This is a genomic window from Streptomyces phaeochromogenes (assembly GCF_001418655.1).
GTDB classification, from domain to species: Bacteria; Actinomycetota; Actinomycetes; order Streptomycetales; family Streptomycetaceae; genus Streptomyces; species Streptomyces phaeochromogenes.
On record NZ_LIQZ01000276.1, the window covers coordinates 1 to 15,530 of the forward strand.

The following is a 15,530-nucleotide window of genomic DNA, read 5'->3' on the forward strand; positions in this document are numbered from 1 at the left end:
CCCGCGGCTGCCCCCGAACTCCGTGCGCTGCTGGACGAGTTGACCCCGCCCTCCACTGCCCCCACCCCGGGCTCCCTCCACAACACCATCAGTGGCGACGTGCGGCACAGCGCCGTGGTCCAGGCGCACACGGTCAGCGGCGGCGTAACGATCGGCGTACCCCCGAGGCGACCGTGACGCGCCCTTCAGGAGCGAGGCCCGGAGCGCCGCCCGCCTGTGATGAGTGCCCAGGGCTCGGGCGACCGCCTCGCGGATGACGCCCTGTCCCGGGCTCAACAGCCCCGCGACCAGCACCCCCCATGACCAAGAGCCCCATGACTAAGAGAACCATGACCAAGAGAGCCCTGTGATCAACAACCCCGTGAGTAAGAAACCTTGAGCAACAACTCTGCGAGTGACCACCAGTGAACGACCGCGCTTTCCTCGACACCGTCACCGACCGCCTGGCCGCCCTCCCGGCGGTCCGGGCGGTGGCCCTGGGCGGCTCCCGGGCCCAGGGCACCCACACCCCCGCCAGCGACTGGGACCTGGCGGTCTACTACCGCGGCGACTTCACCCCCGCCGCCCTCCGTGCCATCGGCTGGGAGGGCGAGGTCTCAGAGATCGGCGGCTGGGGAGGCGGCGTCTTCAACGGCGGCGCGTGGCTCACGATCGACGGCCGCCGTGTCGACGTCCATTACCGCGACCTCGACGTCGTCGAACACGAGTTGGCGGAGGCGGAGGAGGGCCGCTTCCACGTCGAACCGCTGCTCTTCCACCTCGCCGGAATCCCCAGCTACCTGCTGGTCGCCGAACTGGCCGTCAACAAGGTGCTCCACGGCACCCTGCCCCGCCCGGCGGCCTACCCGGACAAGCTCCGCCACACCGCCCACACCCGCTGGCACGACACCGCCCGCATGACCCTCGCGTACGCCAAGACCAACCACGCCCCGAACGGCCGCCGCACGGAGACCGCGGGCGCCATCGCCACAGCCGCCATGCAGGCCGGGCACGCGGTACTGGCGGCACGGGGGGAGTGGGTGACGAACGAGAAGCGGTTGCTGGAGCGGGCGGGGCTGCGGGGCGTCGACGACATCATCGGCTCGTTGTCCACGGAATCGGGCGCGGAACCGGAGGCGGACTCGGGCGCGAACCCGTTGCTTCGGGCCATAGCGGCGGCCCAGACCCTCTTCGAACGGACGGGGCCGCAATCGGACGGGGCCGCAATGGACGCCGACGAATAACCCTTGGAAAACGTCAAGTTGACACTGCTACCGTCACCGACGTGGCGAAACTCAATCAGATCATCGCGGTCGAGAAGGGCATCAAGTCCAAGTCTCATCAGGACCTGACGGCTGCCCATCACGGGCTGCAGAAGCCGGCGTTGCTGGCGGGCATCTCGCGTACGTATCAGCCCAAGGACGAGGAGGGTGAGCAGTTGCCGCCCGAGTCGACTCGGGTGCAGGTGCAGGCCGAGGACGTGCTGCGGGACACCGCGGCCACGCTGACGCGGCTGTTCGACGTGACCGCCACCAAGGACTGGGCCAACTGCACGGCCCGCGCGGACGTCAAGGTCGACGGGCGGGTGCTCGTCGCCGATGTTCCGGTGTCCTATCTGCTCTTCCTGGAGAAGCAGCTCACCGATCTCAACACCTTCGTGCGGAAGCTGCCCGTGCTCGACGCCTCCGAGTCGTGGGTGCAGGACCCGTCGGCCGACGCGTGGAAGACCGAGCCGGTCAGGACGCTGCGTACGAAGAAGGTCCCGCGCAACCACGTGAAGGCGGAGGCGACCGACAAGCATCCGGCGCAGGTCGAGGTGTACTACGAGGACATCCCCGTCGGGTACTGGACGACCGTGAAGTTCTCCGGTGCCCTTCCCGCGCGGCGCGTCAACGAACTGCTCGACCGCGTCGAGAAGATGCAGCAGGCCGTCAAGTTCGCCCGGGAAGAGGCGAATGGCGCCGACGTCACCGACCAGCGTGTCGGAGACGCCGTGTTCGGCTACCTGTTCGGGTAGCCTCGAAGACTCCCCGGTCCACTGAGACCGGGGTGCGCGAGGAGCGCAAGCTGAAACTGAAGCTTGTCGTGACTGCGCGGTTCCAGTGGAGGTTCGAGTCCTCCCCGCGGCACCAACTCGGCACCCGTACAAGTCGTACACGGTGTCTCGCGCCGCGGTAGCCCAACTGGCAGAGGCAGACCGCGATCAATCTCAGACTATTGCTCCAGACTCAGCATTCGCCACCGATCGCCGGATCGACCGGACTCAGGCTCCGGGCGTCGAAATGCCGGTTCAAGTCCGGCCCGCACAGCTCGATGTGCGGTGGTCCAAAGGCAGGACGCGGCGACATAACACTGACCTGAGTTCTCAAGCGTGCCGGTGTGCGACATGGGTGGCATCACAGGGCTCGGGGGCCGGCTACGCCTCCGGGCCCGCTCCTGTTTGGAGCTGCCTCCGGCGCCACCTCCTGCGCTGCCTCCTGCGCTGCACCTGTTTCGCGCGCGGATGAGGCCGCTGAGGCCGCCTCTGGGAGACGTACACCCGGCCCGCTCCCGATTGCGTACATAAAGAACGCGGCCCACTACGACAATCGTCACATCCCCGAAACGTGTAGACCCCATACCCTCCAGGAACCCGACCTACCGTAAGCACCACCGCCCAGGCCGACGTCGCCCGAAGGCATGCCACCCGCAACCGCCCTCGTCCCGACAGGAGCCCCGTGCCCGTGCCGCGACCCTTCTCCGTTGCCCTGCCCCCCTGGCTCACGCATGCGCTGCGTGCGCAAAGGGGGCCCGTGCCGTGGAATGCCGTCCTGCGCGGGGCGCTCGCCGCCGGGCCGCTGTTGCTCGCGGCCGTGCTCGCCGGGCGGGAGTCCGTCGGGGTCATGGCCGCCCTGGGAGCCATGCTCGCCGGGATCAACGACCGGCCCGGAAGCCGGCGGACCGCCGTGCACCGCATCGGGGTGCCCGGACTCGCCGGGGCCGCGGGGCTCGTCGTCGGTACGTACGCGGGGGAGGGCCTCGGGGCCGTCCCGCTGACCTTGATACTCACCGCGCTCGGTCTGCTCGCCGGGGCTGTGAGCGCCGTGGGGCCCGTGTCCTCCGGCGCCGGTACCCAGCTGCTCGTCGCCGCGGCCATCGGGGCCGGGATGCCCCTGCCCGAACCTGGCTGGCAGCGGGCCCTGTTCTTTCTGGCCGGCGGCGCCTGGCTGATCGCGCTGCGGCTTGCGCTGCCCACGCCCGGGGCCCTCGCCCACGACTTCCGGTTCGACGGGGAGCGGGTGGCCGTCGCGGACGTCTACGACGCCATCGCCGAGTTGCTCGCCGCGGCCGGCGGCGAGCAGGCCGGGGCCCGACGGGCCGCCCTCACCGCCGCGCTCGACCACGCGCAGGACGCCCTCGCGGGGCCCCGGCTGCGGCGGTACGCCAGTTCCTCCGCCGAGCGGCGGCTGCGGGCGCAGTACGCCGCCGCGCTGCCGCTCGCCGAGGCCGCGACCGCGCTGGCCTGGGCCGGGGACGCGCTGCCCGCCCGTACGGCGGAGGGGCCGCGACGGCTCGCCGTCGCCGTACGGACCGGCGAGCCCTGCGGGCCGCTGCCCGCGCCCGCCAGGTCCGTACCCGGACTGCGCGCCCTCGACGACGCCCTCCTGCACGCCGCCGAGACCTTCGACCGCGGCGGCAAGCAGACCGGCGGCAAGAATCCCGGCAGCCGGCGGATTGACGGTGAGAAGACCCGCAGCGACAAGGCCGGTGATCAGCACAGCGCCGCCCTCCACAGCAACGCGGGCACCAACCCCCTCGACCGCGGCGCCCGCCAGACCGCGCACAAGGGCCTGCGTCTGCGCCCCCTTCGCGCCAAGGCCCTGCTCCGCACGGTCACAGGCCAGGGCGGCCGTGAGTACGGCTTCCGCGTCGCCCTCTGCTACGGCGCCAGCGCGGCCGTCGCGCAGGCCCTGCACCACGTGCACTGGTACTGGCTGCCGGCAACCGCAGTCTTCCTTGTGAAGCCGGACCTGGGGCCGCTCGTCTCGCGCGTACTGAACCGGGCGGCCGGCACCGTCCTGGGTGCCCTCGTCTTCGCGGGGTTCGCGGCGGTGCTGCCCCGGCCGGAGGGGCTCGTGGCGCTCGTGGCGATCAGCGGTGCCCTGATACCCGTCGCCACCAGGCACTTCGCCGCGCAGACCGCCGTCGTCACCGTGCTCGTACTCGCCCTCGTCATGGTCGGCGGGGAGCCGGAGGCCTCCTGGAGCCGTATCGGCGAGACGTTGCTGGCCTGCGCGATCGTGCTGATCGTGGGACATCTGCCGGCTCCGGGACAGCGCGGCGGGAACGTGAGGGCGCGGTTGGACGCCGCCACCGACGCCGCCCACGCGTATCTCACCCACGTACTGAGCGGCGCCGACGACCGGGCCGCCCGCTGGGCGCTGCGCCGCGAGGCCTACCGGAAGCTGGCCGAGGCCCGGGCCGCGATCGACCGTGCCGCCGCCGAACTGCCCACCCTGGCCCGGCACACGGAGGGCACCGACGAGGTCGCGGCCACCCTCGAACGCCTCGTCGACACCACCACCGCCTGTGCCGTGCACCTCGACGACACGGGCCGGCTCACCCCGCGGCACACCGAGCGTCTCGCCACCCTCCTCGACGAACTCGTCGAGCAGCGCGAGCGCGCCGGCCTCGCGGACCCTCCGGCCGACCTCCTCAGCGCCTGAGCGGCGGACCTGTCAGGGCTCCCCTCAGGGTTCTATCCGCACCCACACCGGCGCATGGTCCGACCCCGCCGCGTCCCGCCGTGGCCCAGGGTCCTCGTCGACCGACGGCAGAGGGGTCTCCCGGACAGGCGTCCCCGTCCCCGCCCCGGTCACATGGTCGAGCAGCAGTCGGCTGACCAGTATGTGGTCGATGAGTTCGGGGCGGCCGGAGTGGACGCGGGAGAAGCGCTGCTCCTCCGGGATGAGGGGCGCGATGTTCCAGAGCCGGGCCGCGTCGCCCTTGTCGGGCCGTTCGAAGCCCGGCGTGCCGATCTCCGAACCCGGCGGGCCCTGGAGGATCTGGGTGGTAGCGGCCGTGACCTCGTCGTTGAGGTCGCCGAGCACGGCCACGTTCCGCTCCTTGCCCTTGCCGTCGAGGAGGTCGTCGGCGACGGCACGCAGCGTCGTGGCTTCGGCGGCCCGCCGGTACAGGGCGTACGCGCCGTAGCGGGCCCGCTCGCCCTCGTTGCGGGGCTGGAACCGGCCGCCCGGGAACGTCAGCAGCTTCGACTTGAGATGGCAGACCGCCACGGTCAGAGTCATCCCCTGCGTGGTGATCTCCGTGGCCAGGAAGCCGCGGCCCGTCCTGGACACCGGTTCGCCGTCGTCGTCACCCTGAACCGGTCGCAGCGGTGCGGGGAAGGAGTTCGTGTCGATGATCGTCCGCGGTTCCGGGCGGCTGAGGAAGCCGACCCTGATGCCGCGGCTGTCCGGATGCTCCGAGAGCGCGATGTGCCAGTCGCCGTCCAGCATCCCGGCCAGGTCCGCCAGCGCCTCCGGATCGCCGACCTCCTGCACGCCGAGCAGCGTGGGGTCGAGTTCCGTGACGACCGAGGCCAGCGCGGTGAGCTTCGCCTTGTACGCGGCCTCGCTGCGCGGTCCGAACGCGCCGCCGGGCCGGTACAGGTTCTCCAGGTTCCAGGTGCCGAGGAGCATGCCGGGCTCCTTCCCGGACGCGCCCTCCAAGGGGCGCCGCCCGTCGAATGGTGAGGCCAGCGTGCGCGGGAAACCGCCGGGGAGGCAAGGGCGACTAGAGGCAGCCAGGATGCGCGGTTCACGTCACCCGACGGCACGATCCCGTCGTACCGTGGCGTGATGACCTCGCCCGAGCCCACGCCCGACGCGACGACCAACACCTCTGCCGGAGATCAGGCCCACCCGCCCGGCACGAAGACCTCGGCCGGTGTCCCAATCGATCTCCCGGCCGGTCTCCGAACCGACCTCCCGGCCGGTCTCCGAACCGACCTCCCGGCCGATCTCATCATCACCCGGTGCACCGCCCTCGTGCACGACGATCAAGAACAGATCGGCTTCGTCGAGGACGCCACCATCGTCGTACGGGGTGGTCGCATCGAGGCCGTCACCACTGGACCGGTCGATGTCCCGGCCGCGGAGCACACCGAGCGCATCGACGCTCGCGGCCAGGTCGCGATGCCCGGTCTCGTCAACTGCCATACGCACGCCCCGATGGTCACCCTGCGGGGCATCGCGGAGGACCTGCCCATCGAGGAGTGGTTCAACGACTTCGTCTGGCCCATCGAGTCCAACCTCCAGGAGAAGGACGTGGAGTTGGGCGCGCGGCTCGCCTGCGCCGAGATGATCCGGGGCGGGGTCACCTGCTTCGCGGACCACTACTTCTCGATGGACACCGTCGCCGCCGTGACCGCCGAGAGCGGGATGCGCGCCAACCTCGGACAGGCCTTCTTCTCCTCCCAGGGCGCCGAGGGACGCGAACAGTCGCTGGACTTCGCCCTCAGCCACCGCGACTCCGCCGACGGCCGCATCACCACATCACTCGCGCCGCACGCCCCGTACACCGTCGAGGACGCCGACCTCGCCGCCACCGCCCAACTCGCCAAGGAACACGGCCTGTTGGTGCACATCCACGCCTCCGAGAACCGCGACCAGGCCGACACCAGCCTCGCCCGCCACGGCCGCACACCCATCGAGGTGCTGGCCGACGCGGGGCTCCTCGACACGGACCTGCTCATCGCGCACGGCACGGGCATCATGGAGCGCGACCTGCCCGTACTGGCCCGCGCCACCGGCCGGATCGCCGTGGCCAGCGCGCCCCGCGGCTACCTCAAGTTCGCCTGGCCCACGACGACTCCGGTACGCGCACTCCGCGAACTCGGCATCCCCGTGGGCCTCGCGACGGACGGGGCCGCGTCCAACAGCTCCCTGGACGTGTGGGAGTCCATGGCCCTCACCGCGCTGGTGCAGAAGTTCACCGAGGGCGACCCGCGCAGGCTGACCTCCCGACAGGCCCTGCACCACGCCACGTTGCAGAGCGCGCGGGCGGTCGGCCTCGGCGAGGAGATCGGCAGCCTCGCGCCGGGGCGCCGCGCCGACATCATCCTCGTCGACGTGAGCGGACCGCACACCCAGCCCGTGCACGACCTCGCCGCCACCCTCGTACACAGCGCCCGCTCCGGTGACGTACGCACGACGATCGTCGACGGGCGGGTGATCATGCGCGACCGTGAGCTGCTCACGCTCGATGTGCCCGCGATCGTGCGGGAGATGAACGAACGGATGCCCGCGCTGATCGACCGGAGCCACGGGAAGCGGATCCAGGACTACAACACCTGAGCGCTCCGCTGGGTGCGTGGTTCGTTCTGCTGCGGGCTGGTGGGGGCTGGGCGCGCAGTTCCCCGCGCCCCTTAAAGGGGCGCTTAGGGTGGTCCCATGTCCACTGACCAGGACCTCCTCACCGACGGCCTCCTCACTCACCCGTACGCCGTCTACGACCGGCTTCGTGACACCGCGCCCGTGCATCGCGTCACCGGTCCCGACGGCAGCCCCGCCTGGCTGGTCACGCGTTACGACGACGTACGCGAGGCCCTGGCGAACCCGCTTCTCTCGCTGGACAAGCGGCATGCGCTGCCCGGGGGTTACAAGGGCTTCGCTCTGCCGCCGGCCCTGGACGCGAACCTTCTCAACATGGACCCGCCCGACCACACCCGCATCCGCCGCCTGGTCGGCCGGGCCTTCACGACGCGCCGCGTCGAGCAACTGCGCGCCCCCATCAGGAGGACCGCCGACCACCTCCTCGACGCACTGGGTACGAGCGGTGGCCCGCACGGCAGTACGGACCTGATCGCCGCCTACGCCGCCCCGCTCCCCATCACCGTCATCTGCGACCTGCTCGGTGTACCGGACGGGCATCGCCGTGACTTCCGGGCCTGGACCGATGTGCTCGTCGCGCCGGACCCGGCCAGGCCGCAGGCAGCCAAAGAGGCCGTCGTGGCGATGCTCGGCTTCTTCACCCAACTCCTCGCCGCCAAGCGGAAGGAGCCCGCCGACGACCTGCTCTCCGACCTCATCGCGGTCAGGGACGAGAGCGGCAGTACGGGCAATGACCGTGCGGGGAGCGACCGGCTCTCCGAGGACGAGCTGATGTCGCTCGCCTTCCTTATCCTCTTCGCGGGCTACGAGAACACCGTGCAGCTCATCGGCACCGCGGTCCTCGCGCTGCTCCAGCACCCCGACCAACTGGCCGCTCTCCGCGCGGACCCCAGCCGACTCCCGGCCGCCGTCGAGGAGTTCGTCCGCTACGACGGACCCGCCCTGCTGGCCATCCGCCGCTTCCCGCGGGAGGACGTGACGATCGGCGACGTCACCGTCCCGGCGGGCGAGACGGTCCTGCTGTCCCTGGCCGCCGCCAACCGCGACCCCCGCCGCTTCCCGGACGCCGACCGGTTCGACCTCGGGCGCGACGCCACCGGACATCTCGCGCTCGGACACGGCATCCACTACTGCCTGGGCGCACCGCTGGCCCGACTGGAGACGGAGATCGCCCTGGCCGCCCTCCTGGAACGCCTCCCCGATCTGAAACTCGACGGCGACCCGGGCGACCTCCGGTGGCGACCGTCCCTCCGCGCCCGCGGCCTGCTCGCGCTTCCGGTGACGTACTGACGTACTGACTGACTGAAGAAAGAAATTCCGCGCCCCACCGATGAGTTCCGCTCCTCCCTCCGGTCCACCCCAGGGAAAGCACCGCACCGGAGGAGGGGCAGATGACGCTTCCGCGGATCGTGTCGCGCGACGAGTGGCGCGGCGCGCGCGAGGAACTGCTGGTCAGGGAGAAGGCAGCGACCCGCGCGCGTGACGCGCTGAACGCCGAGCGGCGACGACTGCCGATGGTCGAGATCGACAAGGAGTACGTCTTCGAGGGCGGGGACGGCAAGGCGACGCTGTTCGACCTCTTCGAAGGGCGGCCTCAACTCGTCCTCTACCACTTCATGTTCGCGCCGGAGTGGGACGCGGGCTGCCGCAGCTGCTCGGGGTTCGTCGACCAGATCGGGCACCTCGCGCATCTGCACGCGCGGGGCACGGAGTTGGCAGTGGTCTCCAGGGCGCCGTACACAAAGCTCCTGCCCTTCAAGGCTCGGATGGGATGGACGGTGCCCTGGTACTCGTCGTACGGCAACGACTTCAACCACGACTTCCAGGTGTCGTTCGAGGGCCACGACAGCAGCGCCGGCGGCCAGAGCCACGACGCGTACGAACGGCCCGGGCTGAGCTGTTTCCTCCGCGACCGTGAGCGGATCTTCCACACGTACTCGACGTACGAGCGCGGATTGGACGGACTGGGCTCCACCACGAGTCTCCTGGACCTCACCGCCCTCGGCAGGCAGGAGGAATGGGAGCAGCCGGAGGGGCGCGCGTCGGCACTGGGCGCGCCCGCGGGCAGCGAGCGCGTCCGGTACCACGACGAGTACGAGGACTGAGCGTGAGGCCTGGGTACGAGGATTGAGTGCGAGGACCGAGTACGAGGACTGAGTTCGAGGTGTGATGGCCACGTGTCAGCTACGTCTCAGTAACGTCACTTCGCGAGACGTCCACCCCATGTTTGGCGTTTAACTCTTCAAAGGCTCTCAAGAGGTCTCAGGAGAGCAGCGCTACATGGAGGTGCAACGTGGTGAACGGGCGAACGGTGCTGGAGCGCTTTCCCGCCGGTGGGCCGCGTGGTTCGTGGCCGGCCGAGGAGTTCGCGCAGGCGCGCCGCCTGGAGGGGCAGCACGTCGAGGTCATCATGGACCTGTCGACGGACGCCTTCCTGGTGGTCGTGCGGGAACTCGCCGAGTGAGCCGGATGAGCCGGGCCGGCCGCCACCGGAGGCCTCACCCGGCCTTCGGCGCCGGCACCCTGGCGGCGAACTGCTCCGCCTGCAGCGAGTACAGCTCGGCGTAGACCCCACCCGAGGACAGCAGCTCCTCGGGAGTGCCGGACTCCACGAGCCGGCCCTGGTCGAGGACGTGCACCAGGTCGGCGTGGCGCACCGACGCGAGGCGGTGCGTGATGAGGATGACCGTCTGACCGGTACCCGCGAGGGCCCGGATCTTCTCGAAGACCTCCAGCTCGGCGCGGGCGTCGAGAGCCGCCGTCGGTTCGTCCACGACCAGGATCGCGCCCCTGCGGTACGCCGCCCGCGCGATACCGAGCCGCTGCCACTGGCCGCCCGACAGTTCGTGGCCGCCGCTGAACATACGGGCCAGCAGCGTGTCCAGACCGCGCGGCAGATCGGCCACCACGTCCTCGGCGCCCGCCTCGGTGACGGACGTGCGCAGCCGCTCGTCGGTGAGCGGCGCCGACGTCCGGCCGATCGCGACGTTCACCCGGGCCGTGAACGGCCACCTCTTGAAGTCCTGCGCCACCATCGCGATGCGCTCGGCGAGTTGATGCCGGTCGGCGGTCGCCGCGTCCACGCCGTCCCACATGATCCGGCCCCGCTGCGGCGCGTACAGGCCCGACAACAGCTTGACCAGGGTGGTCTTCCCGGAGCCGTTCTCCCCGACCAGCGCCACGATCTTGCCGAGCGGCACGCTGAGCGTCAGGTCCGACAGCGCGGGGCGTGCCGCACTGCCCGGATAGGTGAACGTGACGTTCTCGAAGCGGATCTCGCGCGGTTCCTCGGGCAGCGGTTCGCCGCCGACCGGGATCGCGCGCTCGGCCGCCTCCACGTACAGACGTTGAAGATCCCCGACGAACAGGGCTTCCTCATGGAGGCTGTTGACCTCCAGGACGAGCGTGTCGAGATTCCCGGAGCCCGTACGGATCGCGATCACCGCCGTGCCCGCCACGGACAGCGCCATCGCACCGGCCAGCAGCAGCCCGCCGAGCGTCGCGTACGTCGCCACGGTCGCGAGGCCCGTCCAGGCGGCCGCGATCAGTCCGGTCCGTGCTCCCAGCCGGGCCAGCCGGGCCTGTTCCGCCTCGGCGGACTCCGACATCGCGCGGAAGTGCCGCAGCAGGAAGGGGCCGACCCCGTGGACGCGGATCTCGGGTGCCGCGGCGGGCTCGGTGAGCAGACCGCTGATCAGCTGGCCGGCCCGGGCATGCTGCACCCAGGCGTGGAACGACGCGTAGCGGTGCCGCGCCATGGTCAGCGCGCTCCACGCGCTCGGCAGCGTCATCGTCACCAGCAGCGGCAGCAGCGCCACGTGCAGCACCGTCAGCACGCCGGCCGCCGCGATCAGCGAGATCCCCGCGTTCACCACGCGCGTGGCGATCCTGATCATTCGCCGGGCGGACGAGGCGCCGTACTGTGCCGTGTCCAGCAGCTTGTGGAAGGCCTCGTCCTCGATCGCGGACAGCTCGACGGCCGCCGCCCGCTCCAGATACAGCTCCGTCGCGACGCGCTCGACCTTCGGTTCGAGGCGGCCCGTGGCGTATGTCGAGGCGGCTCGCAGCAGTGCGGCGACCAGCATCACGACGGCGACGACGACGAGCGCGGGCACCGCGTCGCGCAGCCGGTCCTCCACCGGGCCGGTCGCCATCAGGCGCCCCAGGACGCTGTTGACGGCCAGCAGGCTCACCGCCTGGGCCAGGCCGCGGACCACCTCCGCGCCCACCACGATCCGTGCCGCCCGCCGGTCCGCCTGCCAGGCGAGCCGGAAACTGGAGGCCAGCAGCGTGGGCAGCCGCGTCACCATGGCCCGGAAGTTCAGCTCCAGAAACGCGTCGGAGTGCTGCGACCAGCCCATGTCGTAGCGCAACGGACCGCCGAAGAGCAGCCGCTCGGACTCGGACGGCTCGGGATCGGACGGTTCGGGACCGGCCACGCCGGGTTTCCCGTTCACGGATCCCGTCGGCCCGGTCTTCTTCGTGGTTCTCCGCCCGGTCTTCTTCGCAGCCCCCGCAGATTCCGCAGGTCCCACCGGTGACCTCCCCCGATCGTGGACGAACGGCCACTATCGCGGCGCGGGACGTCATCGGGCAGGGCGCGCGCCCGGTCCGCCACGGCGTAACCGGAGCACGCCCGGGCGCTCACGGCCGCGCACTGTGGGGGCGCGCCCCGAAGGGGCGCGGGGTTGTGACACAAGCGGCTTCGCCGCGCGACCAGCCCACGACTACCCGCAGACGAATGCGGCGCACCCCGGCGGAGCGCTCACGCGCTGACCGGCCTCGTCCAGGCCGGCGGAGTCCCCGTCAACCGGCACAGCGCCAGATAGAGCGGGATCGGAGGCGTGTAGGGAAGCGTGCCGCCGGGCTTGTGAATGAGCCCGGGGAGACCGGGCGCGGCGGGTACGAGCGCCCCCGTGGCGTAGTGCGCGGGCGCCGGCCAATCGAGCGCGACGTCGGAGTCGGAGGGCACGAGCCACCACCAGTGCGTGCTGTCGGCGTACACACAGCCGACGCGTGGCAGGCGGGGCATCAGCAGCGGGCCGAGTCTCGCGGGCATGGCCACCGCGTCACAGCCCAGCGGTGCCCGCATGCCCTCCGGCACGGTCAGCCGCCGCGAAGGCCCGGTCCCGGACTTCGTCCGCAGGCCGCGCTCCAGGCGGACCAGCGTGTCCAGGTTCAGCACCCGTGGCGCACCGGCCGACGTTGCCCTCACACCCATTCAGCCCCCGTCCGTTCTCCAATTTTTCCGAACCATCCGGAAACGGCTGTCACCGCACCAGCCGGGACGCGGCTGGAACGATTCAGGCCACTGCCAAGATCACTGCCAAGGTCTCTACCAGTCGTGCCCGGCCGGGGGTGGCTGCGAGCCGCTCGGCTCCGCATGCGCGTGTTCCCCCTGCGCGTGTTCCCCGTGCGAATGCTCGCCGTGTGGGTGCTCTCCGTGCGAGCGGTCTACGTGTGTGTGCTCCCCGGTTGGCGAGGAGCCGGCTGGGGCCGGCCGGCTCCTCGCACTCCAGCCCAGGTCCGACCGCGGCTCGGCGCCGTTGTTCGCCGAGCGCGGCAGTTCGGCCCAGACCAACAGTCCGGGACCGGTCTCCTGGGCGCCCCAGGCTGTGCACATCGCCGCGACGAGAAGCAATCCCCTCCCGTGCTCCTCCTCGGGACGCTGTGGCGACGGGTGGGGCTCACCCGGCGCACATCCTTCGTCGCGGACGGCTATCCGCACCAGGTCGCCGCCGTCGTGCAGCTCGCACACCACATGGCGGCTCGCCGTGTGCACTATGGCGTTGGTGACCAGTTCGGAGACGACGAGCTCCGCCGTGTCGCAGGTGTCCTCACAGACCGACCAGCCCGAGAGCCGGGCACGCGTCAGATGCCGGGCCTGTGCTGCGGAGCCCGGATGTGCGGCCAGCTCGAAGCGGAACCGACGCTCGGCGGCCGTCTCGGGGCATGCCCCAGCGGCGGCACCGAGACGGAACCGGTCCTCGGCTGCGTCTGTTCCTAACGGCGCGGACGGAATCACGTTTGCCACTATCTCCCCGTCGTGAACACTTGGCAAGTGTCACTCTGAAAATTGCAGAGTGCAGTGTTCCGAGCTGTATGGCCATGGCACACTGCTCGCAACAGCACGTGGCGCGGCGTCAGTTGGGTACCCGTTCCGGGGCCCGAACGGGCGCCGCCCGGGCTGTCCGGACAAAGTGGAGGTGGACGTGAGCGAGCCGCGGTCCGCGCCGACGGTCGGGCAGGTCGTCCTCGGACGGCGCCTGCTTGACCTGCGGGAACGCGCGGGGCTCAAGCGCGAGGAGGCAGCACGCATCCTCCGCGTCACCTCCGCCACCGTCCGCCGCATGGAGATGGCCGAGGTAGCGCTCAAAATCCCGTACCTCCAGCTCCTGCTGAAGTCGTACGGCGTCTCCGACGAAGAGGCCGAGGCCTTCGTCGTCCTGGCGGAGGAGGCGAACCAGCCGGGCTGGTGGCAGCGCTTCCACGACATCCTGCCGGGCTGGTTCTCGATGTACGTCAGCCTGGAGGGCGCCGCCGTCCTCATCCGCTCGTACGAACCCCACTTCGTTCCCGGAGTGCTGCAGACCGAGGAGTACGCGCGTGGCGTCATGGAATCCGGCGCCATCGGCCAGACCAGACCCGAGGACATCGAGCGCCATGTGGCGCTGCGCATGCAACGCCAGGAGCTGCTGACGCGCGAGGGCGCGCCCCGGTTCTGGGCCGTGATGGACGAGACCGCCGTGCGCCGCCCCGTCGGCGGCCCCGAGGTCATGCGCGCCCAGATCGACAGGCTGCTCGAGGCCACGAAGCTGCCGAACGTGACGCTGCAGATCGCCCCCTTCTCCTCGGGGCCGCACGCGGGCACGTACGGGCCCTTCGTGCTGTTCCGCTTTGCCATGCCCGAACTTCCGGACATGGTCTACAGCGAGTACCTGACCGGCGCCGTCTACCTGGACGGACGTACCGAGGTGGCAACCCACCTCGAGGTCATGGACCGCATGGCGGCGCAAGCCGCCACGGCACATCGCACGAAGGAGATCCTGCTGGATCTCCGCAAGGAGCTGTGAATGGATCGCATCAAGACCCGGATACGCAACGCGCGGATCTACAACGGAATGCCCGCCAGGGAACTGGGCAGCGAGGGCTGGCACAAGCCGTGGAGCGGTGGCAACGGCGGCAACTGCCTGGAGGCGATGAAGCTCTCCGACGGCCGGATCGCGGTCCGTCAGTCGGCGGATCCGGACGGTCCCGCCCTCATCTACACCCCCGGCGAGATGACCGCGTTCATCCAGGGAGCCAAGGCGGGGGAGGCCGACTTCCTGCTCTCCTGAGGCCGCCGACCGGCCGATCCTTGATCCGCACCTACTTGTCCCACGTGCTTCCTACCTTGGCATTCAGTTGATCCAGTGACCCAGTCGATTCACCACCAGGACCACATGCGCCGAGGCGCGTCCACCAGCCGGCTCACCGCCACGATCGGGAAGGGCGGCTGTTCGGCACGGTCCTGGCCGAGGCTCAGCGCGTAATAGATCTGCTCGATCGAAGGCGGTCCGACCGCGAGGTTGCGCCGGACCGCCGCCGACGGGGACTCCTGCCCGGCCTGCACGAGATACGCCGCGGCCATCGTCCCCGTACGGCCCACACCCGCCCCACAGTGCACGAACACCGGCCCCGGAGCCGCGCCCACGACGCTCAGGAAGCGTCGTACCTGGTGCGGCGTCGGGGTCTGTCCGTCCCGGATCGGCAGCCGTACGGCATCGAGGCCCGCCCTGCCCGGCCCGGCCAGCTGGGAGGCGCTCAGGTCCTCGGCCCGCAGGTCGACGACCGTGGTGAAGCCGAGCCGGGCCAGCTCGCGATAGCCCGCGGGCGAGGGGGCGGCGCCCCGCCACAGCGCCCCTTCGGCGTCCACGGGCTGGAAGTGGTGGATGCCCTGGACCGCGTGCGTCCCCTCCGGCGGAGGTGTCTGTTCCCGGGTCCAGTACGACAGCGCCAGGATGCCCAGCGCACCGGTCGCCCAGAGAGCGAGATAGCCGAGACCGAGTCCGGCGAGCACTCTCAGCACGGTTCGGCGCAGGGATCTGCGCGGCCGGCCGGTGGGCAGGGTGGTGCGGGGCGGGGACGGAGCGACGACAGCCATGGGCGACCCGGAGGCTCGGGGACGAGGGGCGCGGG

The 15,530-nt window shown here is 70.9% G+C and carries 14 protein-coding genes; 9 read left to right on the plus strand and 5 right to left on the minus strand.

What is annotated here, in order from left to right; genetic code table 11:
- Positions 1–404 precede the first annotated feature (404 nt).
- From AOK17_RS31960 to AOK17_RS31970, 3 genes are all read left to right on the plus strand, one after another.
- Positions 405–1,223 carry a nucleotidyltransferase domain-containing protein gene (locus AOK17_RS31960; protein WP_055616061.1) on the plus strand — a complete coding sequence of 273 codons (819 nt, stop codon included), beginning with the start codon at positions 405–407 and terminating at the stop codon, positions 1,221–1,223.
- 41 nt (positions 1,224–1,264) lie between these two features.
- Complete coding sequence (locus AOK17_RS31965; RefSeq protein ID WP_055616062.1) at positions 1,265–1,996, plus strand: DUF7873 family protein; 732 nt, start codon at positions 1,265–1,267, stop codon at positions 1,994–1,996.
- Between the two features lie 706 nt (positions 1,997–2,702).
- Entirely contained in the window at positions 2,703–4,685 is a 1,983-nt protein-coding gene (locus AOK17_RS31970) for an FUSC family protein (RefSeq protein ID WP_079053398.1), read from the plus strand.
- Between the two features lie 24 nt (positions 4,686–4,709).
- Here AOK17_RS31970 and AOK17_RS31975 read toward each other — a convergent pair whose 3' ends face one another.
- A complete protein-coding gene (locus AOK17_RS31975; protein ID WP_055616063.1) occupies positions 4,710–5,660 on the minus strand; it encodes an endonuclease/exonuclease/phosphatase family protein in 951 nt (316 codons plus the stop codon).
- A gap of 159 nt (positions 5,661–5,819) precedes the next feature.
- Between AOK17_RS31975 and AOK17_RS31980 the strand changes: the two genes are divergently transcribed.
- The 4 genes from AOK17_RS31980 (at position 5,820) to AOK17_RS50275 (ending at position 9,816) form a co-directional block, all read left to right on the plus strand.
- Positions 5,820–7,316, plus strand: coding sequence for an amidohydrolase (locus AOK17_RS31980; RefSeq protein WP_079053396.1), 1,497 nt, complete (start codon positions 5,820–5,822; stop codon positions 7,314–7,316).
- A 96-nt stretch (positions 7,317–7,412) separates the two neighbouring features.
- Positions 7,413–8,642 (plus strand): cytochrome P450 family protein, encoded by a 1,230-nt coding sequence (locus AOK17_RS31985; protein ID WP_055616064.1) that lies wholly within the window; start codon positions 7,413–7,415, stop codon positions 8,640–8,642.
- A gap of 101 nt (positions 8,643–8,743) precedes the next feature.
- On the plus strand, positions 8,744–9,457 hold the full coding sequence (locus tag AOK17_RS31990; RefSeq protein WP_055616065.1) for a DUF899 domain-containing protein: 714 nt from the start codon (positions 8,744–8,746) through the stop codon (positions 9,455–9,457).
- Between the two features lie 188 nt (positions 9,458–9,645).
- The gene (locus tag AOK17_RS50275) at positions 9,646–9,816 is read left to right on the plus strand and encodes a hypothetical protein (protein ID WP_169801964.1); all 171 of its coding nucleotides are present in this window, start codon (positions 9,646–9,648) and stop codon (positions 9,814–9,816) included.
- 34 nt (positions 9,817–9,850) lie between these two features.
- Here the strand turns inward: AOK17_RS50275 and AOK17_RS31995 are convergent, their stop codons facing one another.
- The 3 genes from AOK17_RS31995 to AOK17_RS49085 form a co-directional block, all read right to left on the minus strand.
- On the minus strand, positions 9,851–11,713 hold the full coding sequence (locus tag AOK17_RS31995; protein ID WP_079053399.1) for an ABC transporter ATP-binding protein: 1,863 nt from the start codon (positions 11,711–11,713) through the stop codon (positions 9,851–9,853).
- A gap of 404 nt (positions 11,714–12,117) precedes the next feature.
- The gene (locus AOK17_RS32000) at positions 12,118–12,573 is read right to left on the minus strand and encodes a hypothetical protein (RefSeq protein ID WP_055616067.1); all 456 of its coding nucleotides are present in this window, start codon (positions 12,571–12,573) and stop codon (positions 12,118–12,120) included.
- Positions 12,574–12,687: 114 nt separating this feature from the next.
- Positions 12,688–13,386, minus strand: coding sequence for an ATP-binding protein (locus AOK17_RS49085; protein WP_079053397.1), 699 nt, complete (start codon positions 13,384–13,386; stop codon positions 12,688–12,690).
- A 178-nt stretch (positions 13,387–13,564) separates the two neighbouring features.
- Here AOK17_RS49085 and AOK17_RS32010 point away from each other — a divergent pair, with 178 nt between their 5' ends.
- Positions 13,565–14,425 carry a helix-turn-helix domain-containing protein gene (locus AOK17_RS32010; RefSeq protein ID WP_055616069.1) on the plus strand — a complete coding sequence of 287 codons (861 nt, stop codon included), beginning with the start codon at positions 13,565–13,567 and terminating at the stop codon, positions 14,423–14,425.
- A complete protein-coding gene (locus tag AOK17_RS32015; protein ID WP_055616070.1) occupies positions 14,426–14,689 on the plus strand; it encodes a DUF397 domain-containing protein in 264 nt (87 codons plus the stop codon).
- An 89-nt stretch (positions 14,690–14,778) separates the two neighbouring features.
- Here AOK17_RS32015 and AOK17_RS32020 read toward each other — a convergent pair.
- The coding region (locus AOK17_RS32020; protein ID WP_342671532.1) for a protein tyrosine phosphatase family protein at positions 14,779–15,530 on the minus strand (752 nt) is incomplete at its 5' end.

Excerpts from the sequence above, each read along its gene's own strand:
- AOK17_RS31980 (WP_079053396.1), top strand. The coding sequence starts at position 5,820 with ATGACCTCGCCCGAGCCCACGCCCGACGCGACGACCAACACCTCTGCC.
- AOK17_RS32000 (WP_055616067.1), bottom strand. The coding sequence starts at position 12,573 with ATGGGTGTGAGGGCAACGTCGGCCGGTGCGCCACGGGTGCTGAACCTG.
- AOK17_RS31990 (WP_055616065.1), top strand. The coding sequence starts at position 8,744 with ATGACGCTTCCGCGGATCGTGTCGCGCGACGAGTGGCGCGGCGCGCGC.
- AOK17_RS31975 (WP_055616063.1), bottom strand. The coding sequence starts at position 5,660 with ATGCTCCTCGGCACCTGGAACCTGGAGAACCTGTACCGGCCCGGCGGC.
- AOK17_RS31995 (WP_079053399.1), bottom strand. The coding sequence starts at position 11,713 with ATGGGCTGGTCGCAGCACTCCGACGCGTTTCTGGAGCTGAACTTCCGG.
- AOK17_RS31985 (WP_055616064.1), top strand. The coding sequence starts at position 7,413 with ATGTCCACTGACCAGGACCTCCTCACCGACGGCCTCCTCACTCACCCG.
- AOK17_RS32015 (WP_055616070.1), top strand. The coding sequence starts at position 14,426 with ATGGATCGCATCAAGACCCGGATACGCAACGCGCGGATCTACAACGGA.